The sequence below is a fragment of the Bacillus sp. HMA207 genome (assembly GCF_003402455.1).
Lineage (GTDB): Bacteria > Bacillota > Bacilli > Bacillales > Bacillaceae_G > Bacillus_A > Bacillus_A cereus.
The window spans coordinates 392,046-408,910 of sequence record NZ_BEZT01000001.1; the positions used below are offsets into that span (position 1 = coordinate 392,046).

Genomic DNA, 16,865 nt, shown 5'->3' on the forward strand with positions numbered 1-16,865 from the left:
CGGATGAGTTTTTTAAATAACAGTATTATTTATCATATTGCAATTATTTTATATGCTTGTAGCATTAGTTTATATTTTATAGATTATTTCCAAAGTAACCGAAAGGCGAACCGATTTGCTTTTTGGTTACTTGCGATTGTATGGGTCCTGCAGTCTATTTTTATGTTGCTTAGAGCTACAGATTCAGAAACGAATCCTATTTTAACTTTATTATCAGGGATTTATTTTTATGTTTGGTTATTGATTACGATGTCGTTAGTTATTAATCGATTTATGAGAATTGACTTTTTAGTCTTTTTTACAAATGTTGTAGCATTTGGCGTAAGCGCTTTTTCTATTTTTACACCGCTCGGAAAGATGTCGCCAGTACTTGCGGAACAATTAGTTTCAGAACTTGTATACGTGCATGTCGGTATGGCAATTATTTCTTACGCAACGTTTACTGTATCGTTCATTTTTTCTATTATGTATTTACTGCAATATCGCCTATTAAAAAAGAAAAAATGGAATGCGAGATTAAGAAGGTTAGGGAATTTACCGAAGCTAGAATCTATGTCTTACGGATTAAATTTATTTTCTGTTCCATTTTTCTTACTAGCAATTTTATTAGGATGTATATGGGGATATACAAAATTGGATAATTTCCATTGGTATGATACGAAAGTAATCGGATCTTTTGTCGTTCTATTTGTGTATTGCACAGGTTTATATTTACGAGCGGCAGATGTGTTGCAAGGTAAGAAAATTGTACAGTGGAATATCGGATCGTTTCTCGTAATGCTAGTAAACATTTTTCTATTAAGCAGTTTGTCCAATTTCCACTTTTGGTATTTATAATGAGGAGAGAGAATTATGCGCAAAATTATTGTAGGATCACGAAAGAGTAAACTAGCATTAACGCAAACAAACTGGTTTATTGATCAGTTAAAAGCCCTAGGTCTACCATATGAATTTGAAGTGAAAGAAATTGTCACAAAAGGTGATGTTATTTTAGATGTTACTCTTTCAAAAGTAGGCGGAAAAGGCTTGTTCGTTAAAGAAATTGAGCATGCGTTACTTACGAAAGAAATCGATATGGCTGTACATAGTATGAAAGATATGCCAGCCGTACTTCCAGAAGGTTTAATGATTGGCTGTACACCAAAGCGTGTTGACCCTCGTGATGCTTTTATCTCAAAAAATGGAGCATCGTTTAAAGAGTTAGCGGAAGGTGCTATTTTAGGTACGAGTAGTTTAAGACGTAGTGCACAGCTACTCGCTGCGAGACCAGATTTACAAGTGAAGTGGATTCGCGGGAATATCGATACACGTTTACGTAAATTAAAAGAAGAAGATTACGATGCGATTATTTTAGCGACAGCTGGATTACAAAGAATGGGCTGGGATAATGATGTTATTACAGAACATTTAGATGATACGTTATGTGTACCTGCTGTAGGACAAGGTGCATTAGCGATTGAGTGTCGTGAGGATGATAAGGATTTATTGCAGTTGTTAGCGCATATTAATGATACGATAACAGAAAGAACAGTGGCAGCGGAGCGAGTATTTCTTCATAAACTTGAAGGTGGATGCCAAGTTCCAATTGCTGGATATGCAACCCTTACAGAAAACGATGCAATCGAATTAACAGCTCTTGTCGGCTCTATGGATGGCTCTGTTTTATTAAAAGAGACAGTAGTGGGTACTAATCCTGAGGAAGTAGGGTTAGAGGCCGCGGACCGTTTAATTAAACAAGGCGCCAAAGAACTCATTCTTGCTGCAAATAAGGAGCAACAATAAATATGAACGCTCTCGCTGGAAAAACGGTATTGATTACACGTGCCCAGCATCAAGCGAAACAAATGAGTGTAGCAGTGAAAGAAAAGAGCGGAATTCCATTGGAAATTCCGCTTTTGCGTATGGAAGGTATGTCTCATAGGCAAATTCAACATATTGAAGAGCAGCTACATTCATACGACTGGGTTATTTTTACGAGCAGAAATGGTGTAGCTTTTTTTCTAGATAGTTTAAAAAAGAAACTACCGCTAACCATTAGAATCGCTGCGGTAGGTGTGAAAACAAAATTAGAGTTAGAAAAAAGGGGCTATCAAGTTCATTTTGTTCCGACTTCATTTGTTGCAGAAGCATTTGCAGAAGAGTTTCTAAAAGAATTAAGTGGAAACGAACGTATTTTATTTCCGAAAGGGAATTTAGCAAGAGAGGTAATTCCGGTTGCACTTCGGGAAATTGGTGTTTCTCTAGATGAGCTAATCGTATACGGTACGAAAGTGAATATAGAAAAAAAGCAAGAACTTATAGCAGCATTGAAGTTAGGGAAAGTAGACATTATTACATTTACGAGCCCTTCAACTGTTACTAGTTTTGTTCGTTTACTTGAGGGTACAAACTGGAGAGAATGGACAAAAAAATGTACAATTGCTTGTATAGGACCTATTACGGAAAAAGAGGCAAGTCTTTATTTTCCGTCTGTTATTGTGCCGAAAGAGTACACTGTAGAAGCATTACTACAATATGTTTGTGAATCTATAAAATGAAAGAATGGGGATAGAAATCTATGAACTCTTTACAATTTAATCGTCATCGTCGTTTAAGACAAAGCGGGGGCATGCGTGCACTTGTGCGTGAAACGTTTTTACATACGGAAGATTTTATTTACCCTATTTTTGTATTAGAAGGTGAAAATGTTCGTAATGAAGTTCCTTCTATGCCGGGCGTATATCAAATGTCTTTAGATTTATTGCAAGCTGAAATGCAAGAAGTTGTTGATTTAGGTATTCGTTCTGTTATTGTATTTGGTTTACCTGCTGAAAAGGATGAAGTTGGATCATCAGCATATTGTGATCATGGAATTGTACAACGTGCTATTCAGCAAATTAAAGGTAATTTCCCTGAGCTAGTAGTAGTTGCAGACACGTGTTTATGTCAATTTACAAGCCATGGTCATTGCGGTGTAATTGAAGATGGGATTATTTTAAATGACGAGTCTCTTGCAGTTCTTGCGAAAACAGCTGTAAGTCAAGCGAAAGCAGGAGCGGATATTATTGCGCCATCAAACATGATGGACGGCTTCGTAACAGCAATTCGTCATGCGTTAGACGAAAATGGTTTTGGACACGTGCCAGTTATGTCGTACGCTGTGAAATATTCATCAGCATTTTATGGACCATTCCGTGATGCTGCGCACGGTGCACCGCAATTTGGTGACCGTAAAACATATCAAATGGATCCGGCAAACCGTATGGAAGCATTCCGTGAAGCAGAATCAGATGTAATGGAAGGTGCAGATTTCTTAATCGTAAAACCAGCTCTTTCTTACTTAGATATCGTTCGTGATGTGAAAAATAACTTTAATTTACCAGTTGTCGCTTATAATGTAAGTGGTGAATATTCGATGATTAAAGCGGCAGCGCAAAATGGTTGGATTAATGAAAAAGAAGTTGTTCTTGAAAAATTAATTAGTATGAAACGTGCAGGGGCAGATTTAATTATTACGTATCATGCAAAAGATGCAGCAAGATGGTTACAAGAAGGAGGCGCTAAATAATGAAAAAGTTTGATAAGTCAATTGCAGCGTTTGAAGAGGCGCAAGACTTAATGCCTGGTGGCGTAAATAGCCCGGTTCGTGCCTTTAAGTCTGTTGGGATGAATCCGTTGTTTATGGAGCGTGGAAAAGGCTCTAAAGTATATGATATCGATGGGAATGAATACATCGACTACGTATTATCATGGGGGCCTTTAATTCATGGTCATGCAAATGATCGTGTTGTAGAAGCGTTAAAATCTGTTGCTGAAAGAGGTACAAGCTTCGGTGCACCAACAGAAATTGAAAATAAATTAGCAAAACTTGTTATTGAGCGCGTGCCATCAATTGAGATTGTGCGTATGGTTAACTCTGGAACGGAAGCAACAATGAGTGCACTACGTTTAGCTCGTGGTTATACAGGTCGTAATAAAATCTTGAAATTTATTGGTTGTTACCACGGTCATGGTGATTCGTTATTAATTAAAGCTGGTTCTGGTGTGGCGACTTTAGGTTTACCAGATAGTCCTGGTGTACCAGAAGGTGTAGCGAAAAATACGATTACAGTAGCTTATAACGATTTAGAAAGCGTAAAATACGCGTTTGAACAATTCGGTGATGATATTGCTTGTGTAATTGTAGAACCAGTAGCAGGAAATATGGGGGTTGTTCCTCCGCAGCCTGGATTTTTAGAAGGTCTTCGTGAAGTAACAGAAGAAAACGGTGCATTGCTTATTTTTGATGAAGTAATGACAGGGTTCCGAGTAGCTTATAATTGTGGCCAAGGTTATTATGGCGTAACGCCTGATTTAACATGCCTAGGTAAAGTAATCGGTGGTGGTTTACCGGTAGGAGCATACGGTGGTAAAGCGGAAATTATGCGCCAAGTTGCGCCAAGCGGACCGATTTACCAAGCTGGTACTTTATCAGGTAACCCACTTGCAATGGCGGCAGGTTATGAAACGTTAGTACAGTTAACGCCAGAATCATATGTAGAATTTGAGCGTAAAGCTGAAATGTTAGAAGCTGGATTACGTAAAGCAGCTGAAAAACATGGCATTCCGCATCATATTAACCGTGCAGGCTCTATGATTGGTATTTTCTTTACAGATGAACCCGTTATTAATTACGATGCAGCAAAATCTTCAAACTTAGAATTCTTTGCGGCTTACTATCGTGAAATGGTAGAACAAGGTGTATTCTTACCACCATCTCAATTCGAAGGTTTATTCTTATCGACAGCACATAGTGATGCAGATATTGAAGCGACGATTGCAGCAGCTGAAATTGCAATGTCAAAATTAAAAGCGTAGTGTATTAGAGAAAATCGCTCTCCATAAGGGGAGCGATTTTTTTTATTCATAAAGTAAGCTTCCCACACATAAATCTGTAATGACATATAGTTTGGGAGGGGGAAAAGAAGTGGCTACAGATCATTCATTACGATTTTCATTAAAAGAATCTGTGTGGTTCCAAAAAGGACAGGAAGTCGAAGAACTTTTGTCAATTTCGTTAGATCCAGACGTTGAGATAGAAGAGCTTGATCATGAAGTAATCGTGAGAGGACAATTAGATTTAACGGGAGAGTATGTTGCACGAAAAGATGATTCCGCGTATTCATTAAGAGAACTATCGCCAGCAAAGTCAATTGATTATGTAGAAACAAGAGAAGATGGGGTTAATGAACTTGTTCATTCCTTTCCACTTGAAATATCAATTCCGAGAAATCGAGTGAAAGTAATTGAAGAGCTATATGTATCAATCGAGGAATTTGATTATGAATTAAAGGGAAATGGTTGCTTACAATTATTAGCGGATATATCTATTACCGGTTTGTGTGATGAAGAGAGAAGCGAGGATGAAGTTGAAGAGGAAGAAACGGTGTATGCTGAGTTAGAAGAAGATTCAGCGCAAGAGGATGAAAATAGACCGGCGCCGCATGTAGAAGAACCAGCATATAAGGAATCAGATGAGTGGGAAGATTACGCGTTTGAACCGTTCCAATTAGAGGAAAGAAAAGAGCAGGAATTAGAAGAAGAGAAAATAGAAGAACATGAATTTGTGGAACGTGAAGAGGAGCAAGAAACAACGCCGCAATTTGAACTGTTCGGACGAAAAGATTTCAAGAAAGAAAAAGCGAAAAAGCAGGAAGAACAAGAAGAAGAGTACTCACAGCGAGATGAAAATGCGCTTTATTTAACAAAACTATTTACGAAAGAACCGGAAGAAGAATTTACAAAGTTAAGAATGTATTTCGTGCAAGAAGGGGATACAATTGAATCTATTGCAGACCGTTATGAAACGTCTGTACAAAATTTATACCGTGTCAATCAAACAGAAGATATATTTTTAAATACGGGGCAAATTATTTATATTCCCGTTTCAAGGGTAAAGGCGAAATAAGGAAGTGAGTGTTTTCACTCACTTCCTTTCTTAGAGGCTATGTTTTGAATAGAAAGGGTTATTCGTATGGATATTGAGTTGCGAAATCACTATGAACCTATCGTGAGGCAATATAGATTGGATACGCAGCATATGGAAGAGCACGGAAATGTAATGAAAATTTATACGAATCAAGGTCCATATGCACTCAAGAAAATAGAAGGCAGAAAGTTAGAGCGGAATAACTTTCTGCATCATATTCAATATTTGAAGGAGAAAGGTTTTTCAAATTATGTACCTATATATCATGCGACGGATGGAAGTTATATTTTAAGTGACGGGACGTATAATTATTATTTAATGCCTTGGTTAGAACGTGCAGAAGGAAACGGTGAGGACAATGATCAATACCATAAAATGTTTCAGACACTTGGAACGTTGCATCAAAAAACTGTGAAGGAAGAAACGTATACGGAAGAAGATTTAGAAAAACATTATACAAGTATATCCGATCGTTGGGAAAATGATGGTGAGATGTTAGAAGAGTTTCTCGTAGAATCTGAATCAAAATGGTATATGTCCCCGTTTGAATTGCAATATTGTACGTACTATCATCATGTAATGAGAGCGCGTGAATTTGCAACGAAGCAATTAAATGAGTGGAACGATGCGATGAAAGAAAAAGAGAAAACGCGTATTACTTTTGTGCATGGTAATGTGTCACTGAATCATTTTTTATTTGACTATGAGCGGAATGGCTATTTTATTAGTTTAGAAAAATCGAAGTTTGCAACGCCTGTGCAAGATATAGTAGGTTTTTATTCACGGTCTTTAAACACATATCCAATCGCAAGAAGTGATCGGTTTGAATGGTTTCAAATGTATCAAAAAAATTTCCCTTTTACGAAAGAAGAGCAACTACTTATGTTTGCGTATATGACGTATCCATCACAATTTATTCGGCAAATCCAGTCTTATAAGAAAAGAAGAGATAATCGCAACGAGGAAAATGAACTGCGCGGAGTAAAGAGTTTGCAACAATCGCATTGGCTCGTTAGCAATATAGAATATTTCCTGTCGCAATTACAAGCTGCCCAGCAAGGGAACGGATAAAGTAAACATTCCCCGCTGATGATTAGCCTTCACCAATTGGGCGTTTACGGGCAGCAGGGCTCCCATCTAACTTCTTTGCTTCAGCTGAGTTTTGAGGTGGAGGTCTTACTGCCCACAAATAGCGTGGTAAAGAAGATAAGTAGAGGATTCTACTTATCTTCTTTTTGGCACGAAAAGCTGTAGTTTTAAATTTATCTTGACGAATAAGGTTTCGTTTTTTACACTATTGTATATAATAATTAACAATCATATAAATGCCTTGAAGGGGAAGAGTATAACATGAAACGTCTTCAGAGAGGAGAATCATTAGCTGGGAGATTCTCTAGATAGTTATGTTAGAAGGTAGCCCTGGAGCATCTTTTCTGAACAGAATAGTTCTTATTAGGAAAAGACGGATTTGTCCGTTATCAAATTAAGAGTATAAGCAAATTATGAATTTGTTTGTAAATAAAGGTGGTACCGCGATGTCCCTCGTCCTTTTTGGATGAGGGACATTTTTTATTTTAAGGAGGGAAAATAATGTCAAACACGGAAAAGAATTTACCAACTAAATATGATCATATGTCCGTTGAAGAAGGCCTTTATCAATGGTGGCTTGAAGGCAAATATTTTGAAGCAACAGGAGACGAGAAGAAACAACCGTATACAATTGTAATTCCACCTCCGAACGTAACTGGTAAGTTACACTTAGGTCATGCTTGGGATACAACTCTTCAAGATATTTTAACTCGTACGAAGCGTATGCAAGGATACGATGTACTATGGCTTCCAGGAATGGACCATGCTGGTATCGCAACACAAGCGAAAGTAGAAGGAAAACTTCGTGAAGAAGGTATTTCACGTTACGATCTTGGCCGTGAAAAATTCCTTGAAAAAGCTTGGGAGTGGAAAGAAGAGTACGCTTCTCACATTCGTCAACAATGGGGGAAAGTTGGTTTAGGACTAGACTATTCTCGTGAACGTTTCACATTAGACAAAGGTTTATCAGATGCGGTTAATAAAGTATTCGTTCAATTATACGAAAAAGGCTTAATTTACCGTGGTGAATATATCATCAACTGGGATCCAGCTACACGTACAGCTCTTTCTGATATTGAAGTAATTCATAAAGAAGTTCAAGGTGCATTCTACCATATGAACTATCCGTTAACAGATGGTTCTGGTCATATTCGTCTTGCGACAACTCGTCCAGAAACGATGCTTGGTGATACAGCAGTAGCAGTTCATCCAGAAGACGATCGTTACAAACATTTAATCGGAAAAACAGTTACACTTCCAATCGTAGGCCGTGAGATTCCGATTATTGCTGATGAGTACGTAGAAAAAGATTTCGGAACGGGCGTTGTAAAAATTACACCAGCTCATGACCCGAATGACTTTGAAGTAGGTAACCGTCATGACTTACCACGCATTTTAGTAATGAACGAAGATGGAACAATGAATGAAAAAGCTGGTAAGTATAACGGTATGGATCGTTTCGAATGCCGTAAAGAATTAGTAAAAGACTTACAAGAAGCTGGCGTATTAGTAGAAATCGAGCCACATATGCATTCAGTAGGTCATAGTGAGCGTAGCGGTGCAGTTGTTGAGCCTTATTTATCAACGCAGTGGTTCGTAAAAATGGCTCCACTTGCTGAAAAAGCAGTAGCGCTTCAACAAAAAGAAGAAGAAAAAGTAACGTTCGTACCAGAGCGTTTTGAAAACACATATTTACGTTGGATGGAAAATATTCATGACTGGTGTATTTCTCGTCAATTATGGTGGGGACACCGTATTCCAGCTTGGTACCATAAAGAAACTGGTGAAGTATACGTAGGTACAGAAGCACCAGCAGATATTGAAAACTGGAATCAAGATAACGATGTACTTGATACATGGTTCAGTTCAGCGTTATGGCCATTCTCAACACTTGGTTGGCCAAATGAAGATTCAGCAGACTTCAAACGTTACTATTCAACAGATGCACTAGTAACGGGTTATGATATCATCTTCTTCTGGGTATCTCGTATGATTTTCCAAGGTTTAGAGTTTACAGGCGAGCGTCCATTTAAAGATGTATTAATTCACGGTTTAGTTCGTGACGAGCAAGGTCGTAAAATGAGTAAATCTCTTGGTAACGGTATTGACCCAATGGATGTTATCGAGAAGTACGGTGCAGATGCAATGCGTTTCTTCTTATCAACAGGAAGTGCACCAGGTCAAGATTTACGTTTCAGCATGGAAAAAGTAGAATCTACTTGGAACTTCATTAATAAAATTTGGAACGCATCACGTTTCGTATTAATGAACATGGATGATATGAAGTATGAAGAAATCGATTTAACTGGTGAAAAATCAGTTGCGGATAAGTGGATCTTAACTCGCTTAAACGAAACAATCGAAAGCGTAACACGTAACATGGATAAATATGAGTTCGGTGAAGCTGGTCGTTCATTATACAACTTCATTTGGGACGATTTCTGTGATTGGTATATTGAAATGGCGAAACTTCCACTATACGGTGAAGATGAAGCAGCTAAGAAAACAACTCGTTCTATTTTAGCTTACGTATTAGATCAAACAATGCGTCTATTACACCCATTCATGCCATTCGTAACAGAGAAAATTTGGCAACATTTACCGCATGAAGGAGAGTCTATTACAGTAGCTGCTTGGCCAACAGTTCGCGAAGATTTACAAGATACGGAGGCTGCGGCAGAAATGCACCTTCTAGTTGATATCATTCGCTCTGTTCGTAACATCCGTGCAGAAGTAAATACGCCAATGAGCAAAAAAGTTCAAATGCAAATTAAAGCAAAAGATGAGGCTGTACTTGCTCAACTTACGAAAAATAGCTCTTACATTGAGCGTTTCTGTAACCCAAGCGAATTAACAATTCAAACAGACTTACAAGCGCCAGAAAAGGCAATGACTGCAATCGTATCAGGTGCAGAGTTATTCTTACCGTTAGCTGATCTTATCAATCTTGATGAAGAGAGAGCTCGTCTTGAGAAAGAACTTGAGAAGTTCGATAAAGAAGTAGAACGTGTACAGAAGAAACTTTCTAACCAAGGTTTCGTAGCGAAAGCTCCTGCAGCGGTTATTGAAGGAGAGCGTGCGAAAGAGCAAGATTACCTAGAAAAACGCGAAGCAGTTCGTCAACGTCTAGCAGATCTTGAAAAGTAAAAATGTTTTTAGAGACTCACTATATTGGTGAGTCTCTTTTCTTTGCGTATAATAGAACTATGAAAGTTGTCTTTTGAAAGGGGAAAAACATACGTGATACATACATACGAAGAAGCGATAGGGTGGATCCATAGCCGATTGAAATTTGGAATTAAGCCAGGATTAGAAAGAATGAGATGGATGTTAGAAGAACTTGGAAATCCAGAGCGTCATATAAAATGTGTTCATCTTGCTGGTACAAATGGAAAAGGTTCAACGTTAACATATATGCGTTACATGTTAGAAGGCGCGAAATATAAGGTAGGAACGTTTACCTCTCCTTACATCGAATCATTTAATGAACGCATTAGTGTGAATGGAACACCAATTGCAGACGAAGAGATTACTGAACTTGTAAAGCTGGTAAAACCAGTCGTGGAAAAACTAGATGAAACGGATTTAGGGGAAGCGACAGAGTTTGAAATTATTACTGTTATGGCGATTTGCTATTTCGGCAAATTCAATTTCTGTGATGTTGTTTTATTTGAAACAGGGCTTGGTGGACGTTTTGATTCTACCAATGTTATACACCCTGTTCTCACGATTATTACGAATATCGGTCACGATCATATGCATATTTTAGGAAATACACTAGGAGAAATTGCATATGAAAAGGCGGGGATTATTAAGTCTGGCGTGCCGGTAATTACTGGTGTACAAGATGAAGAAGCTGTGCAAGTCATTCAAAATGTTGCAAAGGAAAATCATGCAAACTTATACGAGATGGGCAACCATTTTACAGCATTACATAAACAGTCTAGTGAAGATGGAGAACAGTTCGATTTCACTTGTCCTTTCGCCTCTTTTGAAGATGTGCGAATCACAATGAAAGGCAGCCACCAAGTAGGAAACGCAGCACTTGCGCTTATGGCAGTCATGTATGTAAAAACATACTTATCATTTTTAATTGAGGAAGAAGAAATAAGAACTGGATTACAGGAAGCGTATTGGGTGGGGCGCTTTGAAAAACTGCAAAGTAATCCAGATATTATTATAGATGGTGCTCATAATCCAGAAGGTATCGAAAGCCTTGTGAAAACAGTAGAAGCGCATTACAAAGATAAAAATGTAATAGTGTTATTTACTGCCCTTGGTGATAAACAATTACATAACATGGTAGGCCAATTAGCAACCATTGCAGATGAAATTATTTTTACAACATTCGCCTTTGATCGTGCTATTTCTGCTGATAAGCTTGCATCATATTCACAGAAAGAATCAAAATTAGTTTTTGAAAATTGGAAAGAGGCAATTGATACAAAAGTTGAAATGATAGCAGAAAATGATGTTTTTATCATAACAGGTTCTCTTTATTTCATTTCTGAAGTACGAAAATATATTCGCGAGAAAAACTAGATAGTCTTTGCTATCTAGTTTTTTTGTTCTACAAATGAAGTCAAATGCATACATATAAGATAAATATATAGGGTTATTTGGCGAATTCCTCTGACAAATATCTCGTTTTTTTATGAAATGAATATGATATGATGCGGACAACGATAAGAGGTGAGGTGTGAGTGTATGGACAAGCAATCACGAACGATCTCAGTGAAAGTGAATGGAACAGAAGCGAAGTATGAGGAAAAAAAGAAAGATGAATTTGAATGGATGGTAGTAGAAAGTGAACGACCGAAAAATGTTGTTCCGTTTCAAAAAGCGAAATCAATGTCTGTGGAAAAATACCGAAAGAAGTGGAGTAATACATTAATTGTAATCGTTGCAACTGCAATCATTATCGGTACGGCGTTTGGAATGGGGATGCTTCATTTACTTACTGGACAAGGAACGACAGGAGGAAGTGAAGTGACAGCTTCAAGGCCGACTGGAAATGGAGAATCAAAGGTGGGTGGAACGGCAGAACAAACACCAGCACCGAAAGAAGAAAAACAAAAAGCACAGGCAGGAACGTCATTGGATCCGATGAAATTATTTTTTGTTCAAGGGGGGCTTTATTCTTCTGAAGAAAAGGGACAGGCAGCTCTTGAAGAATGGAAAGGCAATGGGGGCATTGGTGCTTTGAGACCAAGCGGTGATAAGTATGCAATAGTTGTTGGTATTGCTAGCGATGAACAGTCTATAAATCAATTAATGACTAAGTATAAAAATGATGGTGTCCCCGTTTTAAAAAAGAACTGGGATATAACAGATAAAGCATTGCTGAAAGATGATAAAGAAGTAGGAACATTTTTAACAAAAGTGCAGCCATTATACACTCATTTAGCAAAATATGCTTCTAGCGTACAAGTTGGTGGAAAAAGCAGCGCAAAAGATATAGAAGCAATTGAAAAAGAATGGAAAAAGGTTGAAAAAGAAGGGAAAAGTATGAAACAAGAAGAAGCAAAGAAACTGTATATGTATACGTCGGTAGCTGTACAAACAGTAAAAGATGGGAAGATGGATAAGGAATCTTTGGCGAAATTAAATCAAGTTATTATTGATGGTTTACTCTCGTATGAAAAAATTGTTTCGTAGAAAGTGAAATGATAGGATAATAAAATGAGTAAGAAAGAAGTACATGTACTTCTTTCTTTTCTTTTGAATTTAGAGCAAAGTGCTTTCTCTATGACAGGAATATAATCGTATGCAATAAAGAAGTGTTATTTTAGTTAGAGAAATTAATATTTCTTTCATTTGTGGGCAAACTATTCCTTTGATACGATTAATATAAATTGTTCTGCTTCATGTGAGAAAGGAAGGAGAAAATATGAGAAAAATAATTTTAGCTTCAGGGTCACCTCGGAGGAAGGAATTGCTTGAGTTAGCTAGTGTGCCATTTGAAATCGTTGTAAGTGAAGTAGAGGAAACAATTGGTGCATATTCATCGCCTTCTGATATTGTAATGTCGCTTGCCTTGCAAAAAGCATCAGCGGTGGCAGAAAATAATAGTGATCACATTGTGTTAGGTGCAGATACAATTGTTACATATGAGTCGCGTATTCTTGGTAAGCCTTCTAATGAGGATGAGGCGAAAGAAATGTTACAATTACTATCAGGGAAAACACATGAAGTGTATACAGGTGTTGCGATTATAGCAAAAGAAAAAACGGTTACTTTTTATGAGCGTACAGAAGTTACATTTTGGGAGTTAACAGAAGAGGAAATTGATACATACGTCGCGTCGAAAGAACCTCTTGATAAAGCCGGTAGTTATGGGATTCAAGGTAAAGGATCTATTTTCGTTCAAAATATTCAAGGGGACTACTATAGTGTAGTTGGCTTACCAATTGCACGTCTCGTTCGGGAATTAAAACAATTTGATATTGATGTAACCCATGCGTAAAATTGCATGGGGTTTTCTTTGAGAGAACAAATAAAGGGGTGGAGAGATGAACGGTATTCGTGATGTTGTAAGAGAAGAACAGCCACGGGAGCGTTTATTGTTAGAAGGTGCTGGAAGTTTATCAAATCGAGAGCTTCTCGCAGTGTTACTCAGAACAGGTTCTAAAGAAGAAACAGTTTTAAAGTTGTCAGATAAAATTTTACATCAATTTGATGGCTTACGTATGTTGAAAGATGCAACATTAGAAGAGCTAATTAGTATACATGGTATTGGGATTTCAAAGGCATCGCAACTTATGGCAGCCTTTGAACTAGGCAGAAGAATGGTACGTTTAGAATATCAAAATAGATATAGTATTCGAAGTCCAGAAGATTGTGCGAAATACATGATGGAAGAAATGCGTTTTTTACAACAAGAGCATTTTGTTTGTTTATATTTAAATACAAAAAATCAAGTTATACATAGGCAAACGATCTTTATTGGAAGTTTAAACACGTCAATTGTACACCCGAGGGAAGTTTTTAAAGAAGCCTTCCGTCGTGCAGCAGCCTCTATCATATGTCTTCATAACCATCCCTCAGGAGATCCCACGCCGAGCCGTGAAGATATTGCAGTAACAAAACGCTTAGTAGAATGCGGCCAGATTATCGGAATTGAAGTGCTTGATCATATTATAATAGGTGACCATAAATTCGTGAGTTTAAAGGAAAAAGGTCATATTTAAGACTATGCTTTTTACTTATTTTGTTTTATAATGTGATTTATGAGTTTTTTGTAGAAATTTATCTACAAAAAGGATAAAGATATAAAAAACGTACTGTTTTTATAATATAAAGTAAGAAAAAATGAGTCCGTGAAAACAAGAAAGGAAGATAAATAATATGTTTGGATTTGGTGGATTTACTCGCGATCTTGGAATAGACTTAGGAACTGCGAACACGCTTGTATATGTAAAAGGAAAAGGTGTAGTTTTACGTGAACCTTCAGTAGTTGCGTTACAAACTGATACGAAACAAATCGTTGCTGTAGGTAGCGATGCAAAACAAATGATTGGTCGTACACCAGGGAACGTTGTGGCACTTCGCCCGATGAAAGACGGTGTAATTGCTGATTATGAAACAACTGCAACAATGATGAAATATTACATTCAACAAGCTCAAAAATCAAACGGTTTCTTCTCACGTAAGCCGTATGTAATGGTATGTGTACCATCTGGTATTACAGCTGTAGAAAGACGTGCAGTAATCGATGCGACTCGTCAAGCGGGTGCTCGTGATGCTTATCCTATCGAAGAGCCATTTGCAGCAGCAATTGGTGCAAACTTACCTGTTTGGGAACCAACTGGTAGTATGGTTGTTGATATCGGTGGCGGTACAACAGAAGTTGCAATTATTTCTCTAGGTGGTATTGTAACAAGCCAGTCAGTCCGTGTTGCTGGTGATGATATGGACGATTCAATCATTCAGTACATTAAGAAAAGCTATAACTTAATGATCGGTGAAAGAACAGCTGAAGCATTAAAATTAGAAATTGGTTCTGCAGGCGAGCCAGAAGGTATCGAGCCTATGGAAATTCGCGGTCGTGATTTAGTAAGTGGTTTACCAAAAACAGTACTAATTCAGCCAGAAGAAATTGCAGATGCATTAAAAGATACAGTAGATGCGATTGTAGAATCAGTTAAAAATACGTTAGAAAAAACTCCACCTGAATTAGCGGCTGATATTATGGACCGCGGTATCGTATTAACAGGTGGCGGGGCATTACTACGTAATTTAGATAAAGTAATTAGTGAAGAAACGAAAATGCCAGTTCTTGTTGCAGAAGATCCATTAGATTGCGTAGCAATTGGAACAGGTAAAGCATTAGACAATATCGATCTTTTCAAAACTGCTGCTCGATAATATTGCAAAATAAAAATCAGTGAAATTAAGAGGGTGTGAACGTGCCACAGTTTTTCTTAAACAAAAGATTAATTGTTTTGTTGGTTAGTATTATTCTTCTCGTGGCATTGATTGGAATCTCATTGAAAGAACGGAACAGTTTAACATGGCCAGAGCAGTTTGTTAAAGATACTGTCGGTGTTGTAGAACGTGTATTCCAAAAGCCAGCGAAATACGTAGCTGGATTCTTCGAAAATGTAGAGGATGTAAAGCGCACGTATGAAGAGAATAAAGAATTAAAAGCAAAATTAGATAATTATGCAGGTCTATCAGGGAAAGTAAAACAATTAGAAGATGATAACAAGAAGTTACAAGAGCTAACTGGTAAAAAAGAGTTAAATAGCGGGTATACTGAAATTCCAGCTACTGTTGTTTCTCGTAATCCAGATAAATGGTACGATTTAATTGGAATTGATAAAGGGGCACAGCAAGGAATTAAAAAAGATATGGCTGTAGTAACTTCACAAGGGTTAGTTGGAAGAGTGAAAAGTGTATCTCAATTTACATCATCAGTAGAATTACTAAGTTCTATGAGCCGAACAAATCGCGTTTCTGCTATTGTACAAGGGCAAGAGAAAATCTTTGGATTGATTGAAGGTTATGACAAAGAAAAGCAATTACTTCTTTTCACAAAGATTGGCTCTGATGCACCGGTAGAGAAAGATCAACTAGTTGTAACATCTGGACTGGGTGATATTTTCCCGAAAGGTCTTGTAATTGGAAAAATCGTTGAAGTTCAGCCGGATGCATATGGCTTAACAAAAACAGCTTATGTAAAACCTGCCGCTGATTTAAATGACGTAGAGCATATTACGGTTGCTAAACGTGCAACACCTTCAGCGCCATTAGAATAGGAGGAGAAGAAGAGATGATGAAGATATTAAAAAGAGCAGCTCTTCCTCTTTTGCTCCTTTTTGTGTTTCTATTTGAAAATATGTTTGCTACTGTTGTTCCAACGGATGTGTTTTGGAAAGACAGCATAGCAGCACCGCATTTCTTTATAATCGTCTTATGTTTTATTACAGTGTATTATAGTCCGGTCCAAGGGATTTATTACGGACTATTATTTGGCTTCTTATTTGATACCGTATACACAGAACTTGTCGGGATATATATTTTTGCTTATCCGATTTTAGCTTATTTAGTATATAGTGTGATGAAAGTACTACAATTGAATTTATTTATTGTTGTTTCTATCATATTAGCTAGCGTTGTAGCACTAGAGTATTATGTGTATGGATTCTTAACTTTATTAGGACGTACTCATATGCCAGCGTATGTCTTTTTCACAGATCGTCTCCTTTCTACTTTATTGTTAAATGCTATTTTCTTATTGATAGTTTGTTTCCCACTGAGACGATATATAGTGCGTCTTTCAAAAGCGATGGAAGAAAAAGAAAAAAGGATTTTCTAATTTTATGTC

Annotated in this window: 15 protein-coding genes and 1 other annotated feature; all 15 genes read left to right on the forward strand. The window is 37.4% G+C overall.

Annotated features, from left to right (window positions below; all coding sequences use genetic code 11):
- Nucleotides 1–3: 3 nt before the first annotated feature.
- Entirely contained in the window at nt 4–837 is an 834-nt protein-coding gene (locus tag HMAS_RS02170) for a cytochrome c biogenesis protein (protein WP_000008991.1), read from the forward strand.
- Nucleotides 838–852: 15 nt separating this feature from the next.
- Nucleotides 853–1,782: a hydroxymethylbilane synthase gene (gene hemC / locus HMAS_RS02175; RefSeq protein ID WP_001226407.1), complete on the forward strand. Its 930-nt coding sequence runs from the start codon at nt 853–855 to the stop codon at nt 1,780–1,782.
- A gap of 2 nt (nt 1,783–1,784) precedes the next feature.
- The gene (gene hemD / locus HMAS_RS02180) at nt 1,785–2,537 is read left to right on the forward strand and encodes a uroporphyrinogen-III synthase (protein WP_000992353.1); all 753 of its coding nucleotides are present in this window, start codon (nt 1,785–1,787) and stop codon (nt 2,535–2,537) included.
- 20 nt (nt 2,538–2,557) lie between these two features.
- The gene (gene hemB, locus HMAS_RS02185; protein WP_074618847.1) at nt 2,558–3,547 is read left to right on the forward strand and encodes a porphobilinogen synthase; all 990 of its coding nucleotides are present in this window, start codon (nt 2,558–2,560) and stop codon (nt 3,545–3,547) included.
- A complete protein-coding gene (hemL, locus tag HMAS_RS02190) occupies nt 3,547–4,836 on the forward strand; it encodes a glutamate-1-semialdehyde 2,1-aminomutase (RefSeq protein ID WP_000712937.1) in 1,290 nt (429 codons plus the stop codon). Before hemB ends, hemL begins: the two co-directional genes overlap by 1 nt.
- Nucleotides 4,837–4,915: 79 nt before the next feature.
- Entirely contained in the window at nt 4,916–5,926 is a 1,011-nt protein-coding gene (gene spoVID, locus HMAS_RS02195; RefSeq protein WP_116344693.1) for a stage VI sporulation protein D, read from the forward strand.
- Between the two features lie 66 nt (nt 5,927–5,992).
- Nucleotides 5,993–7,018, forward strand: a complete 1,026-nt coding sequence (ysxE, locus tag HMAS_RS02200) for a spore coat protein YsxE (RefSeq protein WP_000350658.1) — start codon at nt 5,993–5,995, stop codon at nt 7,016–7,018.
- A 250-nt stretch (nt 7,019–7,268) separates the two neighbouring features.
- Nucleotides 7,269–7,500, forward strand: a binding site (T-box leader).
- A 37-nt stretch (nt 7,501–7,537) separates the two neighbouring features.
- A complete protein-coding gene (locus HMAS_RS02205; protein WP_000072250.1) occupies nt 7,538–10,183 on the forward strand; it encodes a valine--tRNA ligase in 2,646 nt (881 codons plus the stop codon).
- Nucleotides 10,184–10,276: 93 nt separating this feature from the next.
- The gene (locus tag HMAS_RS02210) at nt 10,277–11,578 is read left to right on the forward strand and encodes a bifunctional folylpolyglutamate synthase/dihydrofolate synthase (RefSeq protein ID WP_116344694.1); all 1,302 of its coding nucleotides are present in this window, start codon (nt 10,277–10,279) and stop codon (nt 11,576–11,578) included.
- A gap of 165 nt (nt 11,579–11,743) precedes the next feature.
- A complete protein-coding gene (locus HMAS_RS02215; protein ID WP_044306540.1) occupies nt 11,744–12,694 on the forward strand; it encodes a hypothetical protein in 951 nt (316 codons plus the stop codon).
- A 232-nt stretch (nt 12,695–12,926) separates the two neighbouring features.
- Nucleotides 12,927–13,502, forward strand: a complete 576-nt coding sequence (locus HMAS_RS02220; RefSeq protein ID WP_001226291.1) for a Maf family protein — start codon at nt 12,927–12,929, stop codon at nt 13,500–13,502.
- 46 nt (nt 13,503–13,548) lie between these two features.
- Nucleotides 13,549–14,226: a RadC family protein gene (gene radC, locus HMAS_RS02225; RefSeq protein ID WP_001013390.1), complete on the forward strand. Its 678-nt coding sequence runs from the start codon at nt 13,549–13,551 to the stop codon at nt 14,224–14,226.
- Between the two features lie 157 nt (nt 14,227–14,383).
- A complete protein-coding gene (mreB, locus tag HMAS_RS02230; protein ID WP_000466736.1) occupies nt 14,384–15,403 on the forward strand; it encodes a cell shape-determining protein MreB in 1,020 nt (339 codons plus the stop codon).
- 41 nt (nt 15,404–15,444) lie between these two features.
- Nucleotides 15,445–16,296, forward strand: a complete 852-nt coding sequence (gene mreC, locus HMAS_RS02235; RefSeq protein ID WP_001135488.1) for a rod shape-determining protein MreC — start codon at nt 15,445–15,447, stop codon at nt 16,294–16,296.
- A 14-nt stretch (nt 16,297–16,310) separates the two neighbouring features.
- The gene (mreD, locus tag HMAS_RS02240; RefSeq protein ID WP_000975766.1) at nt 16,311–16,856 is read left to right on the forward strand and encodes a rod shape-determining protein MreD; all 546 of its coding nucleotides are present in this window, start codon (nt 16,311–16,313) and stop codon (nt 16,854–16,856) included.
- Nucleotides 16,857–16,865: the final 9 nt, after the last annotated feature.